Source organism: Verrucomicrobiia bacterium (genome assembly GCA_035765895.1).
Lineage (GTDB): Bacteria > Verrucomicrobiota > Verrucomicrobiia > Limisphaerales > DSYF01 > DSYF01.
In genome coordinates this window covers 1-26,310 of sequence record DASTWL010000016.1, presented here as the reverse complement: position 1 = coordinate 26,310, position 26,310 = coordinate 1, and the positions used below count along the sequence as shown (strand labels likewise).

At 63.8% G+C, this 26,310-nt stretch carries 12 protein-coding genes; 1 reads left to right on the top strand and 11 read right to left on the bottom strand.

The genetic code is table 11. The annotated features are described in order from the left end of the window. Positions 1-124 precede the first annotated feature (124 nt). From VFV96_03850 to VFV96_03825, 6 genes are all read right to left on the bottom strand, one after another. The gene (locus tag VFV96_03850) at positions 125-2,185 is read right to left on the bottom strand and encodes a family 16 glycoside hydrolase (GenBank protein ID HEU5069531.1); all 2,061 of its coding nucleotides are present in this window, start codon (positions 2,183-2,185) and stop codon (positions 125-127) included. A gap of 41 nt (positions 2,186-2,226) precedes the next feature. Next, the gene (locus VFV96_03845; GenBank protein HEU5069530.1) at positions 2,227-5,976 is read right to left on the bottom strand and encodes a fibronectin type III domain-containing protein; all 3,750 of its coding nucleotides are present in this window, start codon (positions 5,974-5,976) and stop codon (positions 2,227-2,229) included. A gap of 294 nt (positions 5,977-6,270) precedes the next feature. Beyond that, on the bottom strand, positions 6,271-9,573 hold the full coding sequence (locus VFV96_03840) for a hypothetical protein (GenBank protein ID HEU5069529.1): 3,303 nt from the start codon (positions 9,571-9,573) through the stop codon (positions 6,271-6,273). A gap of 93 nt (positions 9,574-9,666) precedes the next feature. Then, positions 9,667-10,494 (bottom strand): prepilin-type N-terminal cleavage/methylation domain-containing protein, encoded by an 828-nt coding sequence (locus tag VFV96_03835; GenBank protein ID HEU5069528.1) that lies wholly within the window; start codon positions 10,492-10,494, stop codon positions 9,667-9,669. Between the two features lie 455 nt (positions 10,495-10,949). Further along, complete coding sequence (locus VFV96_03830) at positions 10,950-11,843, bottom strand: AraC family transcriptional regulator (protein HEU5069527.1); 894 nt, start codon at positions 11,841-11,843, stop codon at positions 10,950-10,952. 167 nt (positions 11,844-12,010) lie between these two features. Continuing rightward, a complete protein-coding gene (locus tag VFV96_03825) occupies positions 12,011-14,197 on the bottom strand; it encodes a hypothetical protein (protein HEU5069526.1) in 2,187 nt (728 codons plus the stop codon). A 161-nt stretch (positions 14,198-14,358) separates the two neighbouring features. On the opposite strand from VFV96_03825, the gene VFV96_03820 reads away from it, so the two are divergent. Further along, complete coding sequence (locus VFV96_03820) at positions 14,359-15,579, top strand: aminotransferase class V-fold PLP-dependent enzyme (protein ID HEU5069525.1); 1,221 nt, start codon at positions 14,359-14,361, stop codon at positions 15,577-15,579. A 19-nt stretch (positions 15,580-15,598) separates the two neighbouring features. Here the strand turns inward: VFV96_03820 and VFV96_03815 are convergent, their stop codons facing one another. The 5 genes from VFV96_03815 to VFV96_03795 form a co-directional block, all read right to left on the bottom strand. Next, positions 15,599-16,381, bottom strand: coding sequence for an SDR family NAD(P)-dependent oxidoreductase (locus VFV96_03815; protein HEU5069524.1), 783 nt, complete (start codon positions 16,379-16,381; stop codon positions 15,599-15,601). 165 nt (positions 16,382-16,546) lie between these two features. Continuing rightward, positions 16,547-17,596 (bottom strand): hypothetical protein, encoded by a 1,050-nt coding sequence (locus VFV96_03810; GenBank protein HEU5069523.1) that lies wholly within the window; start codon positions 17,594-17,596, stop codon positions 16,547-16,549. A 37-nt stretch (positions 17,597-17,633) separates the two neighbouring features. Then, positions 17,634-22,430 carry an Ig-like domain-containing protein gene (locus VFV96_03805; protein ID HEU5069522.1) on the bottom strand — a complete coding sequence of 1,599 codons (4,797 nt, stop codon included), beginning with the start codon at positions 22,428-22,430 and terminating at the stop codon, positions 17,634-17,636. Positions 22,431-22,907: 477 nt separating this feature from the next. After that, a complete protein-coding gene (locus VFV96_03800) occupies positions 22,908-25,607 on the bottom strand; it encodes an ATP-dependent RNA helicase (protein HEU5069521.1) in 2,700 nt (899 codons plus the stop codon). Positions 25,608-25,750: 143 nt separating this feature from the next. After that, a partial coding sequence (locus VFV96_03795; GenBank protein ID HEU5069520.1) for a hypothetical protein occupies positions 25,751-26,310 on the bottom strand: 560 nt, incomplete at its 5' end.

The window sequence follows — 26,310 nt, the reverse complement described above, 5'->3', positions numbered from 1 at the left end:
GGCGAGACAAGGTGACAAATGTGCTCTCCGTTGGACTATTGTGTCCTGGTTGGCCAGAACGCCCCGCGGGGGACAATCCGCGGGGCGCCCCGGACACCCGGGATGAAGAGGAAGATCGCCGAGCTCAGTGCGCAGCCGGCCGCAGCGGGTGGATCTTGATGTTGCGAAACTCCACACGTCCGTGGTCGCCCTGCAAGGCGATGTAGCCGCGATCGAATTTTGCAAACAACGGCATGCTGCCAAACTTGCTCTTCGCCACGCGCGCCTTGAAATCATCGCTGCCCAGCACGTAGTCGAAGTATTTCACGCCATTGATGTAGTGCTCGCACTTTTCCGGCGTGATGACGAGCCGCACGTGATTCCACTGGCCCGCCGGCTTGGTGGCGTCGAGCGGCTTGCCGGTCTTGGGATCATTCGGCGGCTGATACAGCGCATACAGCCAGCCGCACCGCTGCGGATCAGCGGCCTTGGCGTTGTCCTCCAGCTGGAATTCCGGGCCCGTCGCCCAAACGGCGCCGCCCTCGTCGGAAACATGGTAGATGATGCCGCTGTTGCCTCCCTCGGAAATGTTGTAGTCCAGTTCCAGCTCGAACGCGCCATACTGGCCGACGGTCACGATGTCGCCGGCGTTGTGGGGATCGGCACACACGAGCGCGCCATCCTTCACCTCCCAGCCCGGCCGCACGCCGTCGTGTTTGAAGTTGTGCCAGCCCGCTGTATCCACGCCATTGAACAATAGCCGCCAGCCCGCCTTGCGCTCCTCGGGCGTCAGGACGTTGAGCCCGGTTTTGGCGCGCTCCGCCAACGCCGACTGCACGTGTTCCTTCCAGTCGTCATTCAGTTGCGCCAGCGATTTGCCCGTGAGCTGCTGCCACAGGTCGTCGCGGTATTCACCGGCACGGCACGCCGCATTGATCTTGGCCAGCAACGTGTGAGCGGGATCGTGCGTCTCCATGACGTAGTCGATGAAGTTGGCCGTGACGCGGTAGCGTGCGTCGTAGTTCAGCTTCAGGTCCGGGCGCTCCTGCAACCAGAGCAGATCCGCGCCGTGGCTTTGCGGCTCATACTTGAACCAGCGGATGTAATCCGGAATGCCCTCGACGAGCCAGCCGGGCGTGCGCGTGGCCTGCGGATTGTGCCGCCGGCCGGCGCCATACTGCTGGATGACGTGCACCATCTCGTGCACGAGCGCCCCGACAGCTTCGCCTTTGAGCTCGGATTTGAGCCAGCGGGAATTGGCCATGATGCGCGTGCCCGCGGCGAACGCCACGTCATCGCTGGGCCGCAGCGTGATGCTGAAGCTTTTCGGCGCCACGTAACCGTCACTGGGCAGCATGGCCACGATTTTGGGAAACCATGAGGCCAGCGTGGGGCCGAGCTTTTGCTCCGCCCAGTCTGCCAGCTCCGGCGCCGCCGAGGTGTCGATCGCGATTTCGCATGAACCATCGGCAGTGGTGAACGTCAGGCGCGGTGACGCCGCGGTGACGGGCGTGGCGGGCGCGTGCGCATCCACCGCATCAATTTCGCTGTAAAACGTGTTGCCGAAGGCGTCGTCACTCTCGGTGCGCGACACGTCGAAAAGCAGATAGCGATAGCTGCCGAGATTGCCGGCAGGATCGGCGATGCTCACTCCGTATTGGCCGCCCGCGTCCCCCTGTTTCGGGCGTGTGTCCACGTCGGCAATCCATTTCCACCCGCACGTGGTTGGATCCACGCCGGCGCCAGGCTTGGCGTTGAAATCGCCGCCCGCGCTGGCGTAGAGCTTGTAAACCTGCGGCGCGCGCGTCCCAACGTGCCAGGAATACGTGTTGACCTGCTTGAGGTCGATCGCGCGGCCCAGATCCACCACGAGACGCCCGCCGGCGGTGCCGGCCGAGAAGAAAAAGTTTTCGCCCGGCTCGTCCGATCCTCCCGGCATGCGCCCGTCGTGCAGCGGGCGCAGACCGGCGCCGTTGCCATCGGCTTCACCGGCAACCACGCTGAATTGGGCGGCGGTGGCGGCGTCGTTGCGGGACGGCGCCGGGACATTTTTGAAGGCGAAGGCGCCGGTCGCTTCGTCGTCGGTGTTGTGAGCCACGGTAACTTGCACGGCGGCCGGCGCGTTCATGGCCAGCAGGCTCAGCCCGAGCCAGGCGGCGCAGGCGGGTTTGCATGAGGGTTTCAACCAATGTGGTGTGATGTGCATAAAAAACGGGTTCAAACCGGGGTCAAGGCGCGGCGCCGCGCTCATTTGATCAGGCGATAAAACACCGCCGCCCCGGCGGCCGGCGTGGTGACTTGATAATCGGCCCCGGCCGATTGAACGCTGTTGGTGTCATCGGTCCAGCCGGCGGGTGCGAGTGAGTCACTGAACTGGAGCCGGTAACCATCGGCATAGTTGGTCGGCCAGCTGAGCATCACATTGCCGCCCGCGAGAGCAACACTCAGGGCGGGCCGCGGCAGCAGGCCGTAAACATTCAGCCGGTTCGAGAATGTGGCGAGGTAAACCTTGCCATTGGCGACCGTGGGCGGACAGAACTTGGCGAAGTTGCCGACCGAATCCCGCGCGCTGTTCTGCTCCGAGTTCCACAGTTCGACGCTGACGTTCTGCGCGTTGTAGGCGTGCAAAACGCCCGGCCGCACCTGCTGGTTGGCGTCGCCAGTGAACTGGTGCGAGGCCCAAAGAATCCCGCTGCCGGCGTTGGTGCCGTTGGCCGATACGGACAACATGCCGCCGGGCATTCCGTTGGGCGCCCGCGTGGGACTCTGCGCGATGTTCGGCAAAATGAATTTGCCCGCGGTCCAGTCGAACTGGAACTGTCGCAGATAATCGTATTCTCCCCAGACGTAGGCGTAGGAGCCGTCCGGCCCGTCCCACCAGATGGGCGCGCCGTGGATGTCGTTGGGGTTGGTCAGACCGGTCACTTGAAAACTCTGGATGACGTTGGTGTCCGCCCCACTGCCGCTCAAACCACCCATATTGTCGCGATTAACCAGATACAGCTTGCCCTCCTTGCCACCGGACAGCGCGAGATTCGTGCCGGGAATCAACAGCACACCCGCCGAACCGAGATCGATGTCACCGTTCTCCAGAATCTGCCAGTTGAACGGCGTGAACCAGCTCTGGATGCTGAGATTGGCGCCGTCGAGCTTGAGGAAGCTTTCGCCGCGATTGATGGTGTCCGAACGGTTGGCGGACGTGCCCACGGTGCCGTTGCCGACGGCGAGGTAAAGATTGCCAAACTCATCCACGGACGGCGCGGCGCCGCTCATCCAGATGCCGCCGTTGGAACCATCGGGCGTCGTCATGTAGGTGGCCACCTTTTGCAGCGTGGTCGCGTCGCAGGCCATCAACCACCCGTGATACGGACCCCAATCGCAGTGCGAGGCCCAGCCGATGTAAACCCGGCCGTTCGCCAGCCGCAGCCCGGGCCGCTGGTTCTGCCGTTGCGGATCGAACGTGATGACGCCACCGCTGCTGCCGGCGCCGGTGCCCGGATAGGTGCCCGTGATGACCACCGGACTGTTCGGCCGTTCCGCGCCCGTGGTGATGTCGAGCGCGTGCAGCCGCTGCACAAATGTGGTGCCCGCCTCCTTGGTGCGCGCGACAAAATACATCGTGCCCGAGTCCACATCGATGGCCGGCGTGCCCACGATGCCGATGTGGCCGCTGAAGTCCTTGTAATTGCCGCCGCAGGCGCCGGTCATGTCCGAGTTGCTCGGTGGCACCGCGTTGGCGCCGGTCACGTTCGTCTGCCAGTAAGGCACCGTCACCGCCGGATCTTCCGCGTCATACGCGTAGATCGAATTGTTCACTGTGCAGACGTAAACCACGTTGTGCACGCCGTGGCCGGGGAGGTTCACGTTTGTCACAATCAGCGGCTGCGCGTAAATCTGGTCGTCCACCGGCCGCGTGTAGAGCAGGCCGAATTGTTTCGCATTCACGTTGTTCACGTTAAGCTGCCATTCGTTCAGGTTGCGCCCGGAGTTGAACCGGTCGTTGTGCTGGCTCAGCACCGCCGCCGGCGGGGGCACCGTGGCCAGCGTTGTGAACGCCTGCGCCGGCGCGGCCCACGATGTTCCGCCGAGATTGATGCCGCGGGTCGTGTAGTAATAGGTCGTGTTCGACGCGAAACCGCTGGCAGAATATGCAAACGCACCGGCCTGCTTGCCCAGCGTGACGCTTTGCGCCCAGCCGGCCGCATTGGTCCCGCCGTCCACCGGACCGTAAAACAACGTGACGCTCGGCGCGTCGCCGCCCGTGTTCGTCACCTGCCCGCCCAGCGTCGCGAGATTCGCCGTCACACTGCTCACCGGACCGTTCACCAGCGTCGCGGGCACGGGCGCAAGGGTCGTAAATGACACCGCCGGAACGGCCCACGATGTTCCCCGGGAATTGACCGCCTGAACCGCGTAATAGTAGCTCGTGTTCGGCGTCAACCCGCCGACTGCCTGCGTGAAGGTCCCACTGCGCACGCCCACTGCAACGCTGTTCGCCCAAGCGAGCGGATTGGTCCCGCCATCCGTGGGACCGTAATAAAACGTGACCGCCGGCACGCTGCCGCCCGTGGACAACACCTCGCCGCGCAACGTGGCGGTCGTGGCTTGGATGTCTGCTGCGGCCAGGTTCGTCGCCTCGGCCAGCGTCACGATGTTGGTGTCGCCGCTGACCGCGTAAATGCCCGTGGACTTCGCCTGCGGTTTGTCAAAGCTCAGGCTGACGAGCGGCCGGTTGGCCGCGCCCAGCGCCGCCGTCAGGTCAATCGTCGTCTGATGAAAGCGCGGGTTCGTGGTGGCGCCGGACGTGCCGCCGCTGCTCAAGGTGATGCGTTCCACGCCCTGCAGGGCGATGTTCGTTGCATCGTTGAACCAGTTCGGCGCGTAGTAATTCGTGACAAACGTGCTGTTGTCGTCGAAATGCAGCGTCACGTTGCCATACGGATTGGTGCCGTTGCCGGAGTTCGCCAGGATGGCGATGCGCGAATAAACGGCGGGTGTCACCAACGTCAACGTGCCGTTGGTGAGCCCGGTGTCCCCACTCAAGACAAGTGCATTGCTGGCGGTGTAGGGCTGGAACTGAAACACCGTTCCATCCGCCAGTGCGCTGGCAAACACGCCGGCCGCCGGCAGCCCGTAGGATTTGCCGCCGAGACCGCTCTGGTAATACGCGGTGCCTTCGCCCTGGTTGAAATTGAGCGCCGTCGTGTAAGGCGGCCCGCTCGAACCACTCTCGACCACCACGTCGCGATTGAAACCGGTGACGGCGATCGGAATCATGCTGCGCTCCGATTCGCCGCTGAGGGCATAAACCGCCGTGGCCCCCACGCCGAGCACCTTGTCAAATGTGATGCTGACCAGCGGCTGGTTCAAGCCGCCCAAAATCGCGTCCAGATCAAGTGTGGTTTGATAAAAACGGGGATCATTGGGACCGCCGTCGGCAGCGCCGGAGGTCAGATTCAGGCGATCGACCCCCTGCAGGGCAAAACCCGGATTGAAGAACCAATCCAGCGCGTTGTAATTCGTGACCAGCGTGCTGCCATCGCTGAAGTGCAGCGTCATCGTCGGCGCGCCGCCGCCATTCGCCGAATTGGCCAGGATGGCGATGCGTTTGTAAATGACCGGTTCGACCAGCGTGAGCGTGCCGGAATCCACACCTGTTTCACCACTCAGCACGAGCGCGTTGGCCCCGGTGTAGGGCTGAAGTTGAAACTGCGTGCCGTCGCCCAGCGCGCTGGTAAACGCGCCCGAAGCCGGCAAACCATACGATTTGCCGGCCAGCCCGGCCTGGTAAAAGACGGTGTTCTCGCCGGGATTGAATTCGCTGGCGTAGGCGTCAAACGGTGGACCGGAGGCGTTGTTCTCCACCACCAGATCGCGATTGAATCCCGTCACGGCGATGGGAACCATGTTGGCGGCGTTGACGGAAGTTATCACCAGAACCAAAGCGGCCACCATGCAAGCCGGGGTCTCCACCCAGAGTGAACGAAAACACGTCATAAAACTAAACCTGAATAGAACGTCATCAAGGCCGACGCGCCGGGCGACCGGCGTTTGATTAAGAGGCTTTACCGCAGTTTCTTCCCGACGCAATCGCGTCACCAACAGGAAAAATGTTGCTTTTGCTGCATTATTGTTGCGCGCCAGCAGCAGGCGCTCCGCACGTTGTCCGGCCGGCAAAAGCTTGCGGGCCGGAGAGACCTCTCTCCGGCCCGACGTGATTTGATTCTGCTCGGCCGCTGCGCGTCATGAGCCGCGCTGCCAGCCACCGGGTTGTCGTGAACGAATCCGCCCTTACAGCCGAAGCCGATAGAACTTTTGCGCCCCCGCTACCGGGACGACGTAGGGCGAGCTCGCGCCTGACACGTCGGTGTAAGGCCCAGCCGCATTCGGGGCGGATTGAAGCACACCCACGGAGGGCGACCAGCTGATCGTCAGGCTGTCCCCCGCCGATTCGATCGAGAGCGTCGGGCGGGTGGTGGCCGTTTTGATGAGTTGCAGGCCGTTGAAATTCGCCTCGCCGGACAGTGCGCTGATCGGGTTGTAGAAACCCACAAAGCTGCCCGTGATGGTTGCATCCACGTTTGGCGTGACGTTGGTGAAGTAAACGTAGGTGGAGCCTTCGATGAAGGCGTTGGCCGGCGATCCGTTGGCCGGATTGTTGGTGCAGGTGTCCCAGCCATTGTGCGCGCCACCGCTGTTCAGGGTGAACTTCGCGCCGCGGGTGTTGTCAAAGTTGGCGCTGTAAAGGTAGAGCGTGTAACTGCCGGGTGGCACGTTGTGCAACACGAACGTGCCGCCGGGATTGGCCACGGCTGTGTAGCCCAACACCAAGGAAGGACAGTCGGCGCAGGTATTGCCCGCCGTCCCGTCACCGTAAAAGGCGAGGAAACCGTTCTCGCCGGAATAATTGACGGTCAGCGTCACCGGAATCGGGCTGCCATCAGATGCTCGTTGGGGCGCAACGCCCGCGTCAAATGTCGGCGCGTAGCCGTTGGCAAACCCAAAGCCGTTCCAGTTCGTGTTGGCCGGCAAATCCGGGTAGGCGCCCAGGCCGGTGTAGGTGACGTTCGTCCACAGGTTGGCGTTGGCCTCGTCCGCCGAGGCGGCGTATTGCGCGCCCATCGCATCGTGGAAGTTGACCACGAAGGTTGAAGCCAGGCTCGAGGGCACGCCCACCACGGTGGCCGTGCTGCTGGTGGCCGGCGGATTGATGCTGTTGGACACGGTGCAGCTGTAATTGTTGGTGCCCGCCAGGGTGACGAAGGAGCAGGTGGCGTTGGTGGCCTCCGGGATCGGCACGCCGTTGACCTTCCACTGGTAGAACAAGGGTGACGAGCCGCTCGCGGTAACGCTCAGCGAGGACACGAGCCCCTCAAAGTTCATGGTGTTCGTCGGGTGAATGTCGCTGAGCAGCACCGGCGACGTCGGCTCCAGCGTCCCCAGCAATTCCACCTCGCCAATTTGGAGGCTGTTGGCGTTGGCCGCGTCGCGCACGTCGTAGAAATAAACGCGGTAGGACGAGTAGGCCGTGGCGTTGGCGAAGTTGCTCTCGGCCAGCGCCTGGCTCAGCGGGTCGAGCGGCTGGTCGGCCGCGTTACGGAACAACGGCAGGCTGACTGACCCCGACGTAAGGTAGGTGAAGTTGCTGCCATCGTCCGATCCCTCGATGGTGTAATCAATCGGGTCGCGCGCCGTCGCATCATTGGCCGTGTAAAGCCGGATGCCAGTCAATGTGGACCGGCCCTGTAACGGCGTAACCACGAAGCCGACCGGGCCGTAGAAAGGCGCCCCGTTGTTGCCACCAAAGTTCAGATACTTCGTCGTGGTGTTGTCAAGGGTGCGGAACACCGCTTCATTGGCCGGCGTGGAACCGCCGTTGGGCTGATACGCTGCGACCGGATCGCCGGGCGTCGTCACATCCGCGTTGGTGGACATCACCGTCAAGACGATGGGAGCGCTGGTCGTGGCACCGGCAACATTGGTGATGATGACCTGCACCGTTCCGGCATCCCCAAAACCAACGCCGCTCAGCGTCAGGTTCGATGTGTTGGCGCCGGACACCCGGCCACCATCCGTCAGGGTCACGCCGTTGGTCTGCCAGAGGTAGGTCAACGGCGTGGAGCCGGCCGACAATTGCACGGAAAAACGGGCATTGCCGCCCACGAACGCATTGACGAACGGCGTCTGGGTAAACACGACCGGTGCCACCGCACCCGCGGACGCGCTCACGGCCAGCACATAGGTCGTGGAGCTGGCCCCAGGAGCGGAGAGATACTTGAGCACGATGTTGGTCACCGGGCTCGCGGTGTCCGTGAGGCCAAAGGTGCTTTCAAACAATTTGGGATTGCTCGCAAGGCTGGTCGGATCGCCCAAGGCATCCAGCGTGCGCGCGGCCATGTTCACGCGCCCGCCGGTCACGTAGGCGATTTGCGCGTTGGTGGCAAACCAGTCGTAGCCGAAGAACAGGTTCGTTTCCGCGACGCCGTTGGCATGCTGCAGGATGATCTGGTTCGTCATAATGTTGGCGCCGCCGATGTTGCCACCAGCAGTCAACAGGGCGATGGCCGTGTAACTGTCCGCCGCTGCCGGAGTGATGTTGGCCACCGGATGATTGGCATCGATCAGGATGGCGTTGTTCGCGGCGTAACTGGGGGCCATCTGATACACGTGGGTGGCGTGCAGCATGTTGGTCAGCAGCGCGCCCGGATGCGGCAGGCCGGAATCAGGATTGGCCGGAGCGAAGCCCTGCTCGAACCATGTGGCCAGATTGCCGTTGTAAAGCGTGTTGGTGCCCTGATCCATGGTTGCGGTCAGGGGAAACGCCGCCGCCACGATGACCTGCTCGTTGAACCCGCCGACCGGGATCGGCGTCCACGTAGAGCCGCCGTTGTTGCCGCTGACCGCGTAAATGCCCGCGTGTCCGCCGCCCGAGTTGTAATAGAAGTCGATGCTCGTCACCGGGCTCGTTCCCGACACCGTGATGTTCGTGGAATACAAGCGGGGATTGCCGTCCGCGGCGCCGATGTTGTTGAAGGCGCCCGACTGATAAATCCGTCCGCTGTTCGTCCACGCAAAATTGGCCCCGTTCCACCAATCGCCGAAACTGATCGTGCCGGACTCCGTGGTGAAATCAGCATGCGTGACCAGGTAATCAATCGTCGTCGCCCCGCCGCCCGACGTGCCCAAAAAGGACAGATTGGTCGCCGTTGCAGGCGTGTTGAAGGTGAGGGTGCCATACGTGACCGACGCATCAATGAACAGACAGTTGTTCACCGTGTAATCCGGCGGCATGACGTATTGAATGTTGGGATTGCTCAGGTGCGTGAACGTGGAGCCATGCGGCGGCATGCCGTAGGGATAGCCATGATACAAACCCTGCTCAAACAGGGTGTAATCCCCGCCCAGATTCAGGCCGCTGCCCTGCGAACAATTGTAGGCGTAGGGCTGGGGCGGCGGCGTGTTGCTTTCGACCACGATGTCCTGGGTGTAGCTGCCCGGCATCAGGGGCACCGGATTGAACGTCTGCGCCTGCACCGCCAGCGCGCACAAGGCCGTCGTCGCGACGGCCAGAGAGAGAGTCGAGTTTCTTCGCATGATTCTGATTGAGGTATGTCGTCAGGGTTTGAACAGAGTGCCCCCGAAAGCCGGGAAACACCGAATTTTCAACCTGCGTTCCTTGATCACAGGTCAAAGCTTGGTGGTCTGCCGTTCCGCCACCCACGTAATGTCGTCGGTCTGGTTGTAGGGAATGCCGAGCGGCAGAAAACTGGAATTCTTGGTCACGCTGCGGACGGTGCTGCCATTCCGCCACTTCTTGATTTCCGAATGGCCGTCGGCAAACGAAAACCCACCCGCGCCGTTGTGATAGGACGCCGGCAAATCGCTCCACTGATTGCGCTCCGCCGGATTCCCCGCCGTGCAGAAGATGAACCAGCCATCGTTGATGCTGTCGGGATGCTCGTCCAGAAAGACAAAAATGCCGGCCGGATTGCGGAAGTCCGACTCCTTCAAAAACTGCGCGTAGCCGCCGGTGATCGGGGCGCCGTTGCCGATGTTGCCGACGTAGGCGTTCATCGAAAGACTGCGGTCGCGCGGCCCCGCGGCACAGGGCGTGTTGTCTGCCGGACATTTGTAGATGCCCACATTCTTCCCGGCATAAGGCCCCAGCGACGCGTTGCGAATCAGATCCAGGTTGGTGTTCTGCGCGCTGCTCGACCAGTCGAGAAAATTCCCCACCCAGTTGGTCAGGTCGGAATAGCCCGGCTTGTTATAAACCAGCTTGCCGTTGTTGTCGGCCGCATACAACGCCCATGCGATGGTCAGCTGCTTGGTGTTGTTCAGGCAGCTGATGCCCTGCGCCTTGGTTTTTGCCTTCGACAGGGCGGGCAGCAACATGGCCGCCAGAATCGCGATGATGGCGATGACGACGAGCAATTCAATCAAGGTGAACGCCGCGCGACCGGCAGCTGCCGAATTGAATCGCTGCGGTGGTGCCGATGGAACAAGGTTGTGCATGTTGAGCCGCTCTCCAATCAAATCCTCCCTGATGGCATCGTTGGCTGCCGGTCCGATGCCCACGCCGGGAAAATCGCCTTAACTGTATTATTGTTGTCTGCGTCGGACGATCACGGGCTCAAGCTGCCCGCTTGAAACAATCCACATCCGCAGGGGCCACGCCCGTGCCCCGGGCGGACGCACCCCCAACCCACGGCGGGGCAACGCCAGTGCGCCGGCATTTCACCCTCCCCGCCAGTCAGCCCGATCAACGTGTCGCCCGAAATCCGGCAGGAACCATGCGCCGCACCGTCACCGCGCTTCGCCTTTCGCGCGCAGCGTTAAAGTCAACGCCCGGCCGCCCATCACGCAAGCTGATCATTGTTGCATTTATTGGAGTATTGTGACCTGCGACTGAAAACGCAGGCTGGCGGCGGCACGCCCCGTGTGGCGCCGCGGCGGAAGTCACGTCGGGCTCAGTTTGCCTCGGCCGCGTCCGCCGGCGCATCGGCCGCCGTTTCCGGACGGTGCTGCGTGCGGTATTCCGACGGGGTCAGCTTGGCGACGCGTTTGAAGACGCGGCAGAAGTAGGCGGTGTCCCGGTAGCCGCACCGGGCCGCCACGTCATCAAGCTTGAGATTGTAACTGCGGAGCAGATGTTTTGCGCGGTCCGTGCGCACATGCATCAGGTAATTGCTGAACGTCATGTGCCCCTGGAACTGGAAGATGCGGGAGAGGTAGTTGGGCGAAATGCTGAACTGCTTCGCCACCGAATCGCGCGTGATGTCGTATTGATAGTGGCTCTGGAGGTAAACGCACACGTCCTCCAGCAGCGACTTCGCCGGATTGGCCGCCGCCACTTCGGGCTGGTGAAAGGATTGCTCCACGCAAATCAGCAGCGCGCGGGCGAGTTCCGGATAAATGGCGTCGGGTCCGCCGGCCGTCTGCACCTCGGTCACAGCCTCCATCAACTTCGGCAGCGGCCCCGTCAACGGCCGCAGCAGCGAGACTTTCTGCGCCACGATTTTCTGGCTCGCGGGCGATTTCAACGTCACCAGGCTGATGCCCAGTTGTTTTTTGCCGAACAGAATGGACATGAGCCGCACGGGATGGCGCCACGTGGGCAGGTTCCAGCAATTGGGCGGGGCGAACAACGCCGCACCGGGCCGCAGCCGCACGGTGATCACGCGCCCGTCGCTCTCGATCTGGTTTTCGTAACAGCCGGAGAGGGGAATTTCGAGCCGGGGAAAATTGACGACGTGACTCAGCACGGGCGGTTCAAGCCGGCGGCCGCACACGTGCACGTGCGTCAGCGGATGGCGGTGCAACAGGCCTCCCGGCCATTGGGCGCCTCTATCCTTGGCATCCATGGCAGGAGTTTAACGGAAAGCAACGCAAGCGTTCCATTGAACGTAAGTTCACCAAACACCGGCGGCGTTGTAAAGCAGCACGGCGTCACGGGGTTGAGCGGCATGCGACCAATGGCACGTCGTCCGCGCGAGACTGACCCGCCCGCCCAGACCGTGAGGCGCTCCGCCTAGTGCGCGGAGGATTCAGCCACCGACAGCACCCGGGGCGAGGCGGCATTCGTGAAATGCAACCACACCAGGCCGTCCGCCTTGGAGTATTCCACCGCTTCGACCCGCTGCCCCGCAAGCGTCACCGCGCCGGGCGGATGCTTCGCGGCCAGCAGGACCACCGCCGGCGTGTCGCCCACTCCTTCGACCGTGAATTCGAGCTGTCCCGCTGGCGCTGGCATGGGCAGCGCTTTGCAGGCCGAGGCCAACAGACGGGGCGCACGCCCCTGAACCCGGTCCAGATCCAGCAGAAACCACCGCGTGCCCGGCTCGATCACCACCTGCGACACGACCTGCAACTTGGGATCGAAAAGGTTCACGTAGCGCCCGCGCAACACCCGCGGTTTGGCCACGATCGATTCGTCCAGGCCCGCGCCAATGACATACGGCCCGCGCCGCAACAGCAGATAATTCGTTTCGCGCCACTTCAAGCCGGCAGCCCGCGCGCACTGGCGCGTCGTCGCTACAATGCGTTCGGCACCCGCCGCGCTTGCCGCACACTGCGCCGGCCGTTCGGGCAGCCAATACACGCCGCCGCGGCCCACGCGCACGAGCTGGTTGGTGGCCACCGGCGTCCGCAACCCGAGTGCCTCAAAGAGATGTTCGCGCGGCGTGGCATAATGGCGGCCGTCGGTGTTCCACCATTCGCGCGCGCGCAAATACGGATCGGCATCCGCGTCGCAAACCAGCAGCACGCCGCCGCGCCGGACCCAGTCGGCGAGCGGTGCGTGAACCTCGGGCGACAGGGGCTTTTGGCCGTCGTAACTCAGCAGCAATACGCGGAAGTCCTTCAAGTAGCCGGGCACGGTCACGTTTTCCAGCTGCACCGGCGCGACGGGCAGGCCGCGCTTCAACAAGGGCATCGCGAGCCCGTAAACATTTCCGAGATGCGGATCGCTGGGCGTGGGTTCACCCCGCTGGAACATGAGCGAATCACTGACGAGCACGCCCACGCCGGTCGTGCCGCAATCCCATTTCACATCCGGTTGTTTCAGGTCGTTGAGCGCGTTCATCACCGTCTGCAATTCGGTGGCATAATCCGGCGGGATGGATTTCCGCTCCGCGGGGCTGGCCGAGCGCGGGTAACGTCCGGTGAACACGCGTTCAGGCCAGGGGGCGACTTCATACTGCCAGACATCCGGCTGCAGCAGCGACGCGGTCAGGGTGGATTCCCAGTTGGACCGGTAGTCGTTCCAGTCGTGGTTGGGATTGTCCTCGATGGGATCGTTCAAATACCAGACGGACCGGCCCGTGGCACGGACGAGGTTCTGCATCGCGCCGTATTCCAGAAAGGCAGTCTCAAATGTCCGCGAGCGCACTTCGCCGCGAAAGCGGTTCGGCTCGCGGGAGGTGCCGGTCCACACTTGTGCAATGTAACCATCACACCCCTTGAGCCGTGCGAGGCTGGATTCCGGGCTGACGATGCTCCACTGCGCGTAATTGAGCAGGCTGTGCGTGGGCACGTAACACCGGACGTGGTGGCCGGTGCGCTGGTTCCAGTCCTGCACGTAGTCGAACACCTGCTGCAACGCGCGCCGGTAGAGAAAGTATTTCAACTTGGAAGTGCGCCAACGGGCGTCCACCGAACTGTGCGGCGGCTGCCAGTCCTCGCCGTAATATTTTCGCCATTCGCGCTTGAAGCCTTCCGAATAGCCGGCGCGGTCCCAGAACTCCGGTTCCTCGAGATGGATCGCCTCGGCCCCGGCATCCAGAGCCCGTTGCACGCCGACGCAGAGAAATTTGCCGTAATTCTCGCCGGGACACATGTAATAGACATCGCCGCCGTGGCTGATTTTGTGGCCGTCGCGCTGCGTCTGCGCCTCGTCCTCGTGGTTGATGGCGTCGAAGCGGCCATAGAGATAGTCCTGATACTGCCCCCAGGCGACGCCGGTCATCACGTGAATGCGGTAATCATGGTCGCGCCACGTCGCAATGCGCTCTGGCAATCCCGCGTCAATGCCGTAAACAATGGCCACGTCCGATCGGAGGTTGCCCGCCGGACTCCACGGCTGGCCGGTCTGGAAACAGGTGCGCTCCAGCACCTGATTGGTGTCGGAGGCAAAGGACCGCGGCGACTCCGCGGCGAGGAGCTGGATTCCGGGAACCACCAGCAAACAAAGGCAACGGGTGCAGGTCATGCGTTTCATCGGTCTCAACAGTTGGCCCCCATGCGCGGGGCCGCGTCAAAAACAATCCGGCGTTTCAGGCGGGTGCATTTTCAACATGGCGACCCGCCCGCAAATGGACGACACTGCGCCGCGCCGGATTCACCCGAGAAGCCGTCCGGCACCAATTTGCCCGACACCGCATGTCCGACACCAAACCGCTCGAACTTCCCGCCGCCGATCCCACCCTGTGGCTGCATGATCCGCAGGTAACCTTTCTCAACCACGGCGCCTTTGGCAGCTGCCCGCGCGCCGTGCTGGCGCACCAGCACGAATGGCAGCTCCGGCTGGAACGGCAGCCCCTGCAGTTCCTCGTGCGCGAACTGGAGGGCCACCTCGACGCCGCCCGCGCGGCGCTCGCGCAGTTCGTGGGCGCGGCGCCGGATGATCTGGTGTTCGTCCCCAACACCACGGCCGGCGTCAACACCGTCCTGCGCTCGCTTCGGTTCGCCCCCGGCGACGAACTGCTGGTCACCAACCAGGAATACAACGCAAGCCGCAACGCCCTCAATTACGTGGCGGAACGCACGGGCGCACAGGTGGTGGTGGCCCATGTGCCGTTTCCCGTGGCCCGCGTCGAGGAACTGGTTGAATCCGTGCTGGCCGCGGTTTCGCCCCGCACCCGGCTGGTGTTGCTCGATCACGTGACCAGCACCACGGGATTGGTCATGCCCCTGGAACGATTGCTGGCGGCGCTCAACGCGCGCGGCATCGAAACGCTCGTCGATGGCGCGCATGCGCCAGGCATGATCCCGCTCAATCTGTCCGCGTTGGGCGCGACGTATTACACTGGCAACTGTCACAAGTGGCTCTGTGCGCCGAAAGGCGCCGCGCTGTTGCACGTCCGCCGCGACCGGCAGGCGCACATCCGGCCGCTGGTCATCAGCCACGGAGCGAATTCCCGCCGGACGGATCGATCGCGTTTTCAACTGGAGTTTGGCTGGACGGGCACCGGTGATCCGTCGGCCTGGCTGAGCGTGCCGGAAACGCTGCGTTATGTGGGCTCGCTGCTGCCCGGCGGCTGGCCGGCGGTGATGGCGCGCAACCGCGCCCTGACCCTGGCGGCGCGCCGGCTCCTGTGCGATGCGTTGGCGGTGACCCCGCCGTGTCCGGAAGGATGTCTTGGCTCGCTCGCGGCGGTGCCGTTGCCGGACGCGCCCGCAGGACAAGGGCCGCGCGCGCCCTGGTTTGAATATCCGTTGCAGGACGCACTGCGCGAATGCCACGGCATCGAGGTGCCGGTGTTTTCCTGGCCCGCGCCGCCCCACCGGTTGTTGCGCATCGCGCCGCAGCTCTACAATTCACTGCCGCAATACCGCCGGCTGGCAGCCGCCCTCCAAGACGCACTTGCCGACGGATTATGATTCCGGCCGGCGGACGGCGTCAGATGCACATGGAATTGAAACCGCCGTCCACAACCATTTCGACACCGGTGATGAAGGAACCCGCCTGATCGCTGGCGAGCAGCAGGGTGGCGCCGATCAATTCCCGGGCCTCGCCAAAGCGCTTCATCGGCGTGTGCCCCATGATCTGCCCGACGCGTTCCGGCGTCAGCACCTTGCGGTTTTGCTCCGCCGGGAAAAAGCCCGGGACGAGGATGTTCACGCGCACCCCCTTGGGCGCCCATTCGCGGGCGAGGTTCATGGAGAGATTATGCACGGCCGCCTTGGACGCCGAGTAGGTGAAGACGCGCGACAACGGCTTCAGCGCACTCATCGAGCCGATGTTGATGATGCTGCCGCCCTGACCGCGTTCGACGAGATGCCTGCCGAACACCTGGCACGCGAAGTAAAGCGCCTTGAAGTTCGTGTCCATGATGCGGTCAAACTCTTCCTCCGCCACGTCCAGAAACGGCGTCGGTGAATTGACCCCCGCGCCATTGACGACGATGTCCACCCGGCCGGATTTTTCCAGGACGCTTTTCAACAGGGCCTCGAGCGCGGGCTTGCGGGCGACGTCGGCCGGCGCGAACCACGCCTTGCCGCCCACGGCAGTGATGCGCTGCAGGCGCGCCGCGGCCCTTTCGGCGCTGCGCCCGACGAGCACCACTTCCGCGCCCGCCTGTGCCAGGCCTTCCGCCATGGCGCCGCACAATTCGCCGGTGCCGCCAATGACGACGGCCACTTTCCCGTCCAAACCGAACAAGGATTTGAGATAATCTGACATAGGATTTTGTTGGGTCATCGCGGGCATGACTGGGAGGCCGCAATGGTTCTCCGATATATCAGATCAGCGTTGGGAAGGAATCTGAAAATGCCGGAAGCCGGACGCAACCGCGCGCGGGAAGCGGATGCAACAGGGCCGCGCCAGCCGGTGCCGGCGCCGGCAGGGTCATTGCACCGAACTCTGCGCCGTGGCATCCAGACTGGCCAGCGTCTGGGCGTAGGCTGCCGAACCTGCGGTGCGCATCGAACCAGCGGGCAGGGAGTTCAACCAGTTTTGGGCCGCCGTGGCATCCTGGCGCGCCCAGATAGTCACCAGGTTCTGCGTGGCCGCGTTGCGGGTTGAGTTGTCGGGGAACTGAAGAATCCATGCGGCGGCCGCCTGAGGCTGCGTCTGCGCCCAACGTTGCACGATCGACACCGCGGCACGGTCCTGCTCCGGTCCGGGGGAAAGCTGGGTGCCCGCCAGCACCGCCGCCGCGGCCCCGTCCTTGGACGCCACCGCCACGGCCACCGCCGCCAGCAAACGCTCACGCAATTTGGCATCGGCCACTTGCGCCGCCCAGGTGCTGGCGGTGCCCGCATCCGTCGTCGCCCACTGGCTCACGGTGTAAACCAGCAAGGCATCCCGCTCATCGGACTGCGGCAACGGGCTGCCCAGCCGCAGCGCCGTCACCGGATCGGTGCGGGCGGCTTCATAGGCAACGGCCAGCGTCGCCACCTGCGTGTCCGCGCTGGCGGGCAGGGTGGCCAACCATTCGCCCGCCGCGGTCACGTTGGTCCCGGCCCACGCGGTCGCCACCTGCTTGAGCGCGAGTTGCCGCGCCACTCCGGCCGGCAATTGCGCCGCCCAGGTCGCCGCCTCCGCCGGATCCGTTTCCGCCCAACGCCGCACAAGCCGTTGCAACAGTTCGCGGGCCGCCGGGTTGTCACGCCCGGCAAGGTCGTTGACGGCCAGCGGCAAGCTGTCCGTCGCCACGGACCGGGCTGCGCGGTTCAGGGCCTTGTCACGGCGGCTGAAATCCCGTTCTGCCGTGATGGCCTCAAGGAACTTCGGATCAAGGGTGGCCACGGGGGCAGCCTCCGCTTCGGCCGGTTCGCCGGTTCCCGCAGTGGCGGCGGCCGTGCGCGCCGGGAATTTGGGCAGGCTGATTCCCGCATACTGGAGCACGGCCACCAGCGCCAGCGAACAAACCACCACACCCAGGAGGAACTTCACGATTTTTTTCATATGCGCATCACCGTTGGCAATGAATTCAAGGCGTCACCACGGGCGTGCCAAAATTGGCCACCACCGGCGTGTCCGTGTTGCCCGACGCCACGGCGAGGCCGATGTAGATGTTGGAAGCCATGGAAATCGTCTGGTTGCCGGCACCACTCCAGCGCCGGCCGTTGGTCGAGTAGTAAGCAGTAAGCCGGTTGCCCGAGCGGACCAACCGCACCCAGAGGTCGGAGGTGGCTTTCATCGCGGGCGTGCTGTCATTGCTGTCACCGCCGGTGGCGGTCCGCCAGATCGTGTGGCAGGTGCCGTTGCTGTCCAGCCCCACGAAGGCCGCCTTGGCATCATTGGCCAATGATTCGCGGATCATCACACCCACGCGGCCGGCCGGCGAGCTCAGGGCCGCCGACTTCAATTCAACGGTGATGTCGCCGTCCCCGCTCAAGGTCTGATAAACGTAACGGAAGTCGTCCGCCGTGCCGCCAATGTTGCCGGCGCCCGTGACCACGAACGTGCCGTTGGTGAATACGGCGTCGCCCGCGACGATGCCACTGCCCAAGTCCGCTGTTTCCCACGGGGCGGGCAACGTGGTCAGCGTCACCTTCACCGGCTGCGAATCGACCGAACCGTTTGACTCATAAAGCACGCGGGCGGTCAGGTTGTAGGCGCCCACGCCAGTCGCCGCCCAATCCGCCGCGTAAGGGGCGCTGGCGGCTTCGCCGACCAGCGTTCCATCAGCGTAAAACTGGACCTTGGCGATCGTGTGACCGTTGGGGTTGACCGTCGCCGCGAGACTGATCTTGGCTGGCGCGGTGAAGGTCGCGCCGTAGCTGGGCGACGTCAGGGACACCGTCGGCGGCATTTGCCCCGAATAGACGTTGACCGTGAAGGCGCGCGTCACCGTGCTGTTCTGCGGCTGGCCATCGTTCACCGTGACCGTGATGATGGTCGAACCGCTCGTGTTCGTCGTGGGCGTGAACGTCAGGGTGCCGGTGGTGTTCGGGCTGGTGTAATTCACCTTGGGCGTGGGCACGAAGCTCGGATTGCTGGAGGTCGCGGTAACCGTAAGCGACTGCGATTCGTTTGGCCCGGCGGTGATGCCGGTCAACGTCACGGTCTGCGGCCCTGCGTCATCGGCCACGTTCAGATTGCCCAGCGGATCCAACGTCGGCGGCGCGTTGACGGCATTCACGGTCACCATGAACGAACGGCTCGTGGGCGGATTGCTCCCGTCGGTGACCGTCACGGTGATGATGGCCGAACCGGACTTGCCGGCGACAGGCGCGAAACTGAGTGTGCCGGTCGAATTCGGGCTGCTGTAACTGACCACGGGCGTCGGAATGAGGCTCGTGTCGCTGGAGGTCGCCGTTACCGTCAGCTTTGTGCTCGTCTTGCCGGTGCGTATCCGGGTGGTCGTGGTGTAAGGGGTCGTGGTGGACGTGCTGCTGATGCCGGAAAGCGGCACGGTCTGCGTCCCGGAGTTTTCATCCACGGACACGCTGGCGATCGGATCCAGTGTGATCGGGCTGGCGACCGCGTTCACCGTCACGGTAAACGACCGCGTCACCGTGCTGTTCTCACTCTGGCCATCACTGACTGTCACGGTGATTACCGCGGTGCCGCTGGCATCCGCCACCGGCGTGAAGGTCAGTGAACCGGTCGCGTTGGGGCTCATGTAGGCGATGCCTGGCGTCGGCACGACGCCGGGATTGCTCGACGAGGCGGTCACCGTGAGTGTCTGCGCTTCATTGGCGGCGCCGGAACTGATGCCCGCCAGCGACACGGTCGCCGCGCTGGCATTCTGATTGACGGTTACATTCGCAATCGGGTTCAGCGTCGGCGGATCGTTCACCGGCGTCACCGTCAGGCCCACCATGGCGGTGGCGGAATCCACGGTGCCGTCGTTGGCCTTGAACGCAAAGCTGTCGGCGCCGTTGTAGTTCGTGGCCGGTTTGTAGGTCACATTGGGCGGCGTGCCGGACAAGGTGCCGTGCGCCGGCGGCGTCACAATCGTGTAGGTCAACGTGTCGCCGTCCACGTCGGTCGCCGCGAGCGTGATGGCCGTGGCCGTGTCTTCCAAAGTGGTCGCGCTCTGGGCGCTGGCAATGGGCGCATGGTTGACCGCGGTGATGTTGAGGGAGACCACCGCCAGGCCCGAATCGGCCGCGCCGTCGTTCGCCTTGAACCAGAAGCTGTCCGCACCGCTGTAATTCGTCGCCGGTGTGTAAACCACATTCGGCGCCGTGCCGCTCAACGTGCCGTGCGCCGGCGGCGTCACAATCGTGTAGGTCAACGCATCGCCTTCGACATCGGTCGCGGACAGCGTGATGGCCTTGCTGGAATCTTCCGCAAGCGTCACCGTTTGCGCGCTGGCCACCGGCGCATCGTTGACCGGCGTCACGGTCACAAACACGGCCACCGTTGAGGAGTCCACCGTGCCGTCGTTCGCCTTGAACGTGAAACTGTCCGAGCCGTTGTAATTGGTCGTCGGGGTGTAAATCACGTTCGGCGCCGTGCCCGTCAGTTTACCGTGCGCCGGCGGTGCCACAATGGTGTAGCTCAGCGTGTCGCCGTCCACATCCGTGGCGGCCAGGGTGATCGCCTTCGCCGCGTCTTCCGGGGTGGTCACGCTTTGCGCGCTGGCCACCGGCGCGTGATTGACGGCGGTGATGTTGAGGGACACCACGGCGGTCGCGGAATCAGCCGTGCCGTCGTTCGCCTTGAACCAGAAGCTGTCCGCGCCGCTGTAATTTGTCGCCGGCGTGTAAACCATGTTCGGCGCCGTGCCGCTCAGCGTGCCGTGTGCCGGCGGCGTCACAATCGTGTAGCTCAACGCATCGCCATCCACGTCGGCAGCACTCAACGTGATGGCTTTGGTGGCGTCCTCCGTCAGGCTTACGCTTTGGGCGCTGGCCACGGGCGCGTCGTTCACGGGCGTCACGGTCAACGCCACCGCGGCCACGGTGGAGTCCACGGTGCCGTCGTTCGCCTTGAACGTGAAGCTGTCCGCGCCGTTGTAGTTGGCGGCCGGCGTGTAAGTCAGATTGGGCGCGATGCCGGACAGGCTTCCGTGCGCCGGCGGCGTGACCACCGTGTAAGTCAGATTGTTGCCATCCGCGTCGGTGGCGGTCAGGACAATGACCTTCGCCGTGTCTTCCGCGGTGGTCACACTCTGCGCATTCGCCACGGGCGCGTGGTTTACCGCGGTGATGTTGATGGACACCACCGCAAGGGCGGAATCCGTCGTGCCATCGTTGGCCTTGAACCAGAAACTGTCCGCGCCGCTGTAATTCGTCGCCGGCGTGTAGGTCAGATTGGGTGCGGTGCCGGACAGGCTTCCGTGCGCCGGCGGGGTGACAATCGTGTAAGTCAGGCTGTCCCCGTCCGCATCGCTTGCCGTCAGCGTAATCGCCTTGGCGGTGTCCTCGGGCGTGGTGATGGTCTGGGCGTTGGCCACCGGCGCATGATTGACGGCCGTGATGGTGATCGCCACGGTCGCCGGGCTGGAATTCGTCAGCCCGTCGTTGACACGGAAGGCAAAACTGTCGCTGCCCGAGTAGCTGGACGCCGGCGTGTAGGTCAGATTCGGCGCGGTGCCGCTCAAGGTGCCGTGCGCCGGCGGCGTGCTGACCGCGTAAGTCAACGCATCGCCGTCCACGTCGCTGCCGTTCAGGGTAATCGCCTTGGCCGTGTCCTCGGCCGTCGTCACGCTTTGGGCCATGGCCACGGGCGCGTCGTTCACCGGCGCCACCGTCAGGGAAACGGTCGCATTGGCAGAATTCAGGGAGCCATCGTTGACCCGGAACGTGAAGCTGTCGCTGCCGTTGTAGTTGGCCGCCGGCGTGTAAACCAGATTTGGTGCGGTGCCGCTTAACGTGCCATGCGCCGGTCCGGTCACCACCGCATAGGTCAACGCATTGCCGTCCACATCGGAACCCGTCAACGTAATCGCCTTCGCGGTGTCTTCCGGCGTGCTCACACTTTGCGCGTTGGCCACCGGCGCGTCATTGACGGGCGTGACCGTGATGGAAACCGTGGCCGTCGCCGAGTTGACCGTGCCATCGTTGACCCGGAACGTGAAACTATCACTGCCGTTGTAGTTGGCCGCCGGCGTGTAAACCAGATTCGGCGCGGTGCCGCTTAACGTGCCATGCGCCGGCGCGGCCACCACCGCATAGGTGAGCGCGTTGCCGTCCACATCAGAACCGGTCAGAGTAATCGTTCTGGCCGTGTCCTCTGCCGTCGTCACGTTTTGCCCGTTGGCCACCGGCGCGTCGTTGACGGGCGTAATCGCGAGGGAAACGGTGGCCGGCGCGGAATCAACCGTCCCGTCATTGGCTTTGAAGGTGAAGCTGTCAGCGCCGTTGTAATTAGCCGCCGGGGTGTAGGTGAGATTGGGCGCAGCGCCGCTCAACGTGCCGTGCGCCGGTCCGGTCACCACCGCGTAACTTAGCGGATTGCCATCCGCATCGGTGGCGCTCAGCGTGATGGTCCTGGCCGTGTCTTCGGGCGTGCTGACGCTTTGCGCATTGGCCACCGGCGCGGAATTGGCCGCCGGCGCCATGTAGGAAACCTCGCCGGAATACGCACTTTCCTGTCCCGCCGAACTCAACGAGGTGGCGGCGAAATAATACGTCTGCCCGATCGCCAGGTTGGAAACCGTGGCCGACGTGGTGCCGGCGTTGACCGCCACGTTGCCCGTATATGCCCGCGAGGCGGTGCCATAATAAAGTCGATACCCTGTGACAGTCGCATCCGTGCTTGGATCCCACGCCAGCGTGACGTTGGCGGCCGTGGCGCGCACACCCAGGGTGAACGTCAACAGAGCCGCCATGGGGATTCCCCGCAGACCGGCTCGAACCAGGTTTTGAAATGTGGTCATTTTCGGCGCTCGGACCGATTCAGCCGGTTCTGGCTGACGGCCCCACAGCGCATTTTGCAACTGGCATGCCACGTGCCCCAAAAAACTCTCTCGCACCCTGTTACCCCGCCCGGTTTCGCGCCGGCGCGAACGCCGGACCGCCGCGGCGAATCACCAAAAAGCCCCGTCCTGTGCGATGCAGACGAAAGGTGACATCGCCACGCCAATCAGCCGGCTCACAATTGCAAAGAAGAGAAAATGGCGGCGGTTCAAAATTGCGAAGCGCCCACGTTGCTCGCTTTTTGGGCAGCGTTGTCTTGCGTGGACGGGAAGAATCCAGCTGCGGTCACGGATCAAGAAACACCCTGGCAGTGGATTTCCGAATGACCTTCATCAACGGACTTTATTTTCAGCAAGCCACACGGCCACCGGCCATGGTGGTCAGCGCAGTCACCGCCACTCGTGCTTCGGATACCGCCGCTGCAATTCCGATTTCAGCTTCGGATAATGCTCGCGCCAGAAGCCGCCGAGATCTTGCGTCACCTGCACCGGCTTGAAACCCGGCGTCAGGATGTGCACCACCACCGGCACGCGGCCCATCGCGATCTTCGGCGTCTGCATCACGTCGTAGAGTTCCTGGATGCGCATCGAAACAAACGGCGCGCGACCCGGCTCGTAAGTCACCTTCGGCGTCTTGCCGTTCGGCAGGTTCAGCCGTTCCGGCGCGTGCTTGTCCAGCAACTCGCGCTGCGCGTGGCTCAACCAGCCTTGCACCACCGGCTTCACGGGCTTGTCCTTGATGTCTTTGTAGCCCACCGCGCCGAGGCAAACCTGCTCCACGATGGCGCGCCGGTCGTCCTCCGCAATCGGCGTGAGCTGCAACTCCGGGCAATGCTGCGCCAGCAACGCCAGCCGCTGAATCCACTGGTCAACGGATTCATCCCATTCGGTCAGCTTCAATCGCCCCGCCATCACTTCATCCGTCAACAATCGCGCTGCGGCGTCCGCCGGTGGCGGATCCACGCGCTTTGCCGACAACGCGAGCCCGCGGAACTTGATCAGCTCCGCCGCCATCACGCGCTTTTGCGTCGCATCGAACTGCGTGTGCAGATCGCGCTGCATGTCCTCGGGGAAAAATTCGTGCAGCCACTTCTCCTCGATGGCGGTGGCCAGCGAAAGAATCGTGTTCACGTCGCCATCGCGCCCGCCAACTTCACGAATCTCCGCGACGACAAACAACGGCGCCTTCTGCACCGTGCTTTCCCGCGCCAGCACACCGCGACGACCGTGAACGAGTTCGCAACGCAGCGTCCCCGAATCGAGCCGCCGCGCCACGCGATCGCTGAAGCCGATGAGCAAACACTTCTGCAACGCCTCATCCGGCACTTCGCGCGGCGCGATGTCGAGCCCCTCGCGCTTGGCGATGTCGAGGAACTGCTGAAACAACGGCCCGACCTGCCGAGCCGTGACCATGTGGATGCCCATGCGCCGGCAGGCTTCGATGCGGAATTCATTCTTCGCCGCGTAATTCCACGCGCGCATCAGGATGAAGAAATCACTCGCCGCACGATCACCCAGCAAATCCTCGCGATAGTTCGTAGTGTCGCGGTCCACGTTGCGCAGCAGCAAATCGCGTCCCTGCGTGAGCGCCGCCACAAGGCACGCCTGTTGCACGCAGCCGAAATCCTGCGCCGCGAGGAGCATCCGCGCATACCGCGGGTGCAGCGGAAACGCCAGCATCTTGCGCCCGATGGGAGTGATAAGGGCGCGTTGCGTATCGCGCGTGCCGTGTTCCGTCGAGAGCGCGCCAAGGTCCGTCAGCAACTCCTCCGCATGTGCGAGCGCCTGTTCATCCGGCGGCTCCAGCCAGCGGAATTTCCTCAAATCCTCCACACCGGCCGCCTTCAACGTCAGCACCACCTCCGACAAATCGAGCCGCTTCACCTCCGGCAGTTCCTGCGCTGCACGATGCGCGTGTTCGTCTTGCGACCACAGCCGCAAGCACACGCCCGGTGCCGTTCGTCCGGCGCGACCGGCACGTTGATCTGATGAGGCACGGCTGATCTTCTCGATGAGCAGCGTGTTGATACCGCGCTGGGAATCATAACGCGAGATGCGCGCGAGCCCGCTGTCGATGACGCAGCGCACGCCATCAATCGTCAGCGAGGTTTCCGCCACGTTCGTCGCGACGACAACCTTGCGTTGCTCGTAACGCGCTACGGCGGCGTCTTGATCGCGCGGCGGCAATTCGCCGTGCAACGGAAGCAGCACCCAGCCGCGCGATTCGTCGCAGTTGCGGATGGTCTGGATGGTTTGCGAAATCTCGAAGCCGCCCGGCATGAACACCAGCACGTCGCCTTGTCCGCCGGATTGCACGAAGTGGATGAACGCATCCGCCGCCTGTTCCCACGCCGGCCGCTTGTCCGCGTAGCTCGGTGAGTCAGCGTATTGGATGTCCACTGGAAAAGTGCGGCCTTCGGATTGAAGGACGGAGCAGCCGAACCCACCCCTAACCCCTCCAAGGAGGGGAACTGGATTTCGGCATTCGGACGCGGCAGGTGACTTTGAACCACCCAAGCCATTCAGCGCGATCCCCTCCGGGGAGGGGTCGGGGGTGGGTTTCCCCCCGCGCGCACCACTCATGTATTTTGTCAACGCCTCTGCATCCAGCGTGGCGCTCATCACGATGATCAGCAGATCCGGCCGCGCGGTTTCCTGCAAATCCAACGCCTGCGCGAGCGTAATGTCGCCGTAAAGATGCCGCTCGTGAAACTCATCGAAGATCAACGCCGACACGCCGCGCAACGTGCGGTCGTTCACCATCTGACGCAGCAACACACCCTCCGTCACGAAGCGGATGCGCGTCGCCTCGCTTGTCACGTTCTCCAGCCGGATCTGATAACCGACCTCGCGACCGAGTTCCGCCTTCCGCTCCGACGCCACACGCGCCGCCAGCATGCGTGTCGCCAGCCGGCGCGGCTGCAACACCACGACCTGCCCGTTCCCGAGGAGTCCGTGGTCGAGCAGCATCTGCGGCACCTGCGTGGATTTGCCGGAACCAGTGGGCGCGGAAACGATGAGCCGTCGCTGCGTGCGCAACCGCGCAACCAGCTCCTGCTCTATCTCGTAAATGGGAAGGCGTTCAGCCATGAGCTTTGAAGTTTAACCTCGGCATACGCGAAACACACGAAAACCAGTGAAAGTTTTACGGGCTGCACTCCCGGGGGAGCGCCGACATGTTGCCGGCTTGGGGCGTTTGCCAAATCCAAAGCCGGGCAGGGACCGGCGCTCCATCACTGGGCTTCAATTGCAAGCCAAGCCCATGTTGCTTGAACCCCACCCGCCGTCCGATGTCGCGCGTCATACTCTCGTAGCGCCTGCCGCAGTCGTGCCGGACCGATGCGCACACGGCCCGTCACTCCGGTGCGATGAAGCCCGCGCACCATTTCCAACGCAGATGCGCAGACCGCGTTGTGCGTCCAGCTTTGTGAGCGCGTGACACGCAAGCCGGCGCGCTCGAAAATTTTCAGCCACTCGGCTTCGCTGCGCCATGGCACCGGGCTTTCCGGGATGAGCGTTCGCCATTCCTTCAGGCACGGCTCGCACGGCAACGCGTGCACCATGCGTCCGTCGGGGGTGAGAAATATTTTCCAGCAGGCGAGTGTGACGGAGGGATCGCTCGCCCAGTGCAGCAGGCCTGACGATACTTGCAGTGCGGCGATCATCGGGAGCGTTTCGTTGAACGCATCGAGCACTGACCAGCGCGCCGCTGGCACGGCAACGCGTCCGCGCTCAACCATCGCGGGTGAGGCGTCGGTGGCGAGAATGCGTGCAACTGCACTTCCAGCGGACC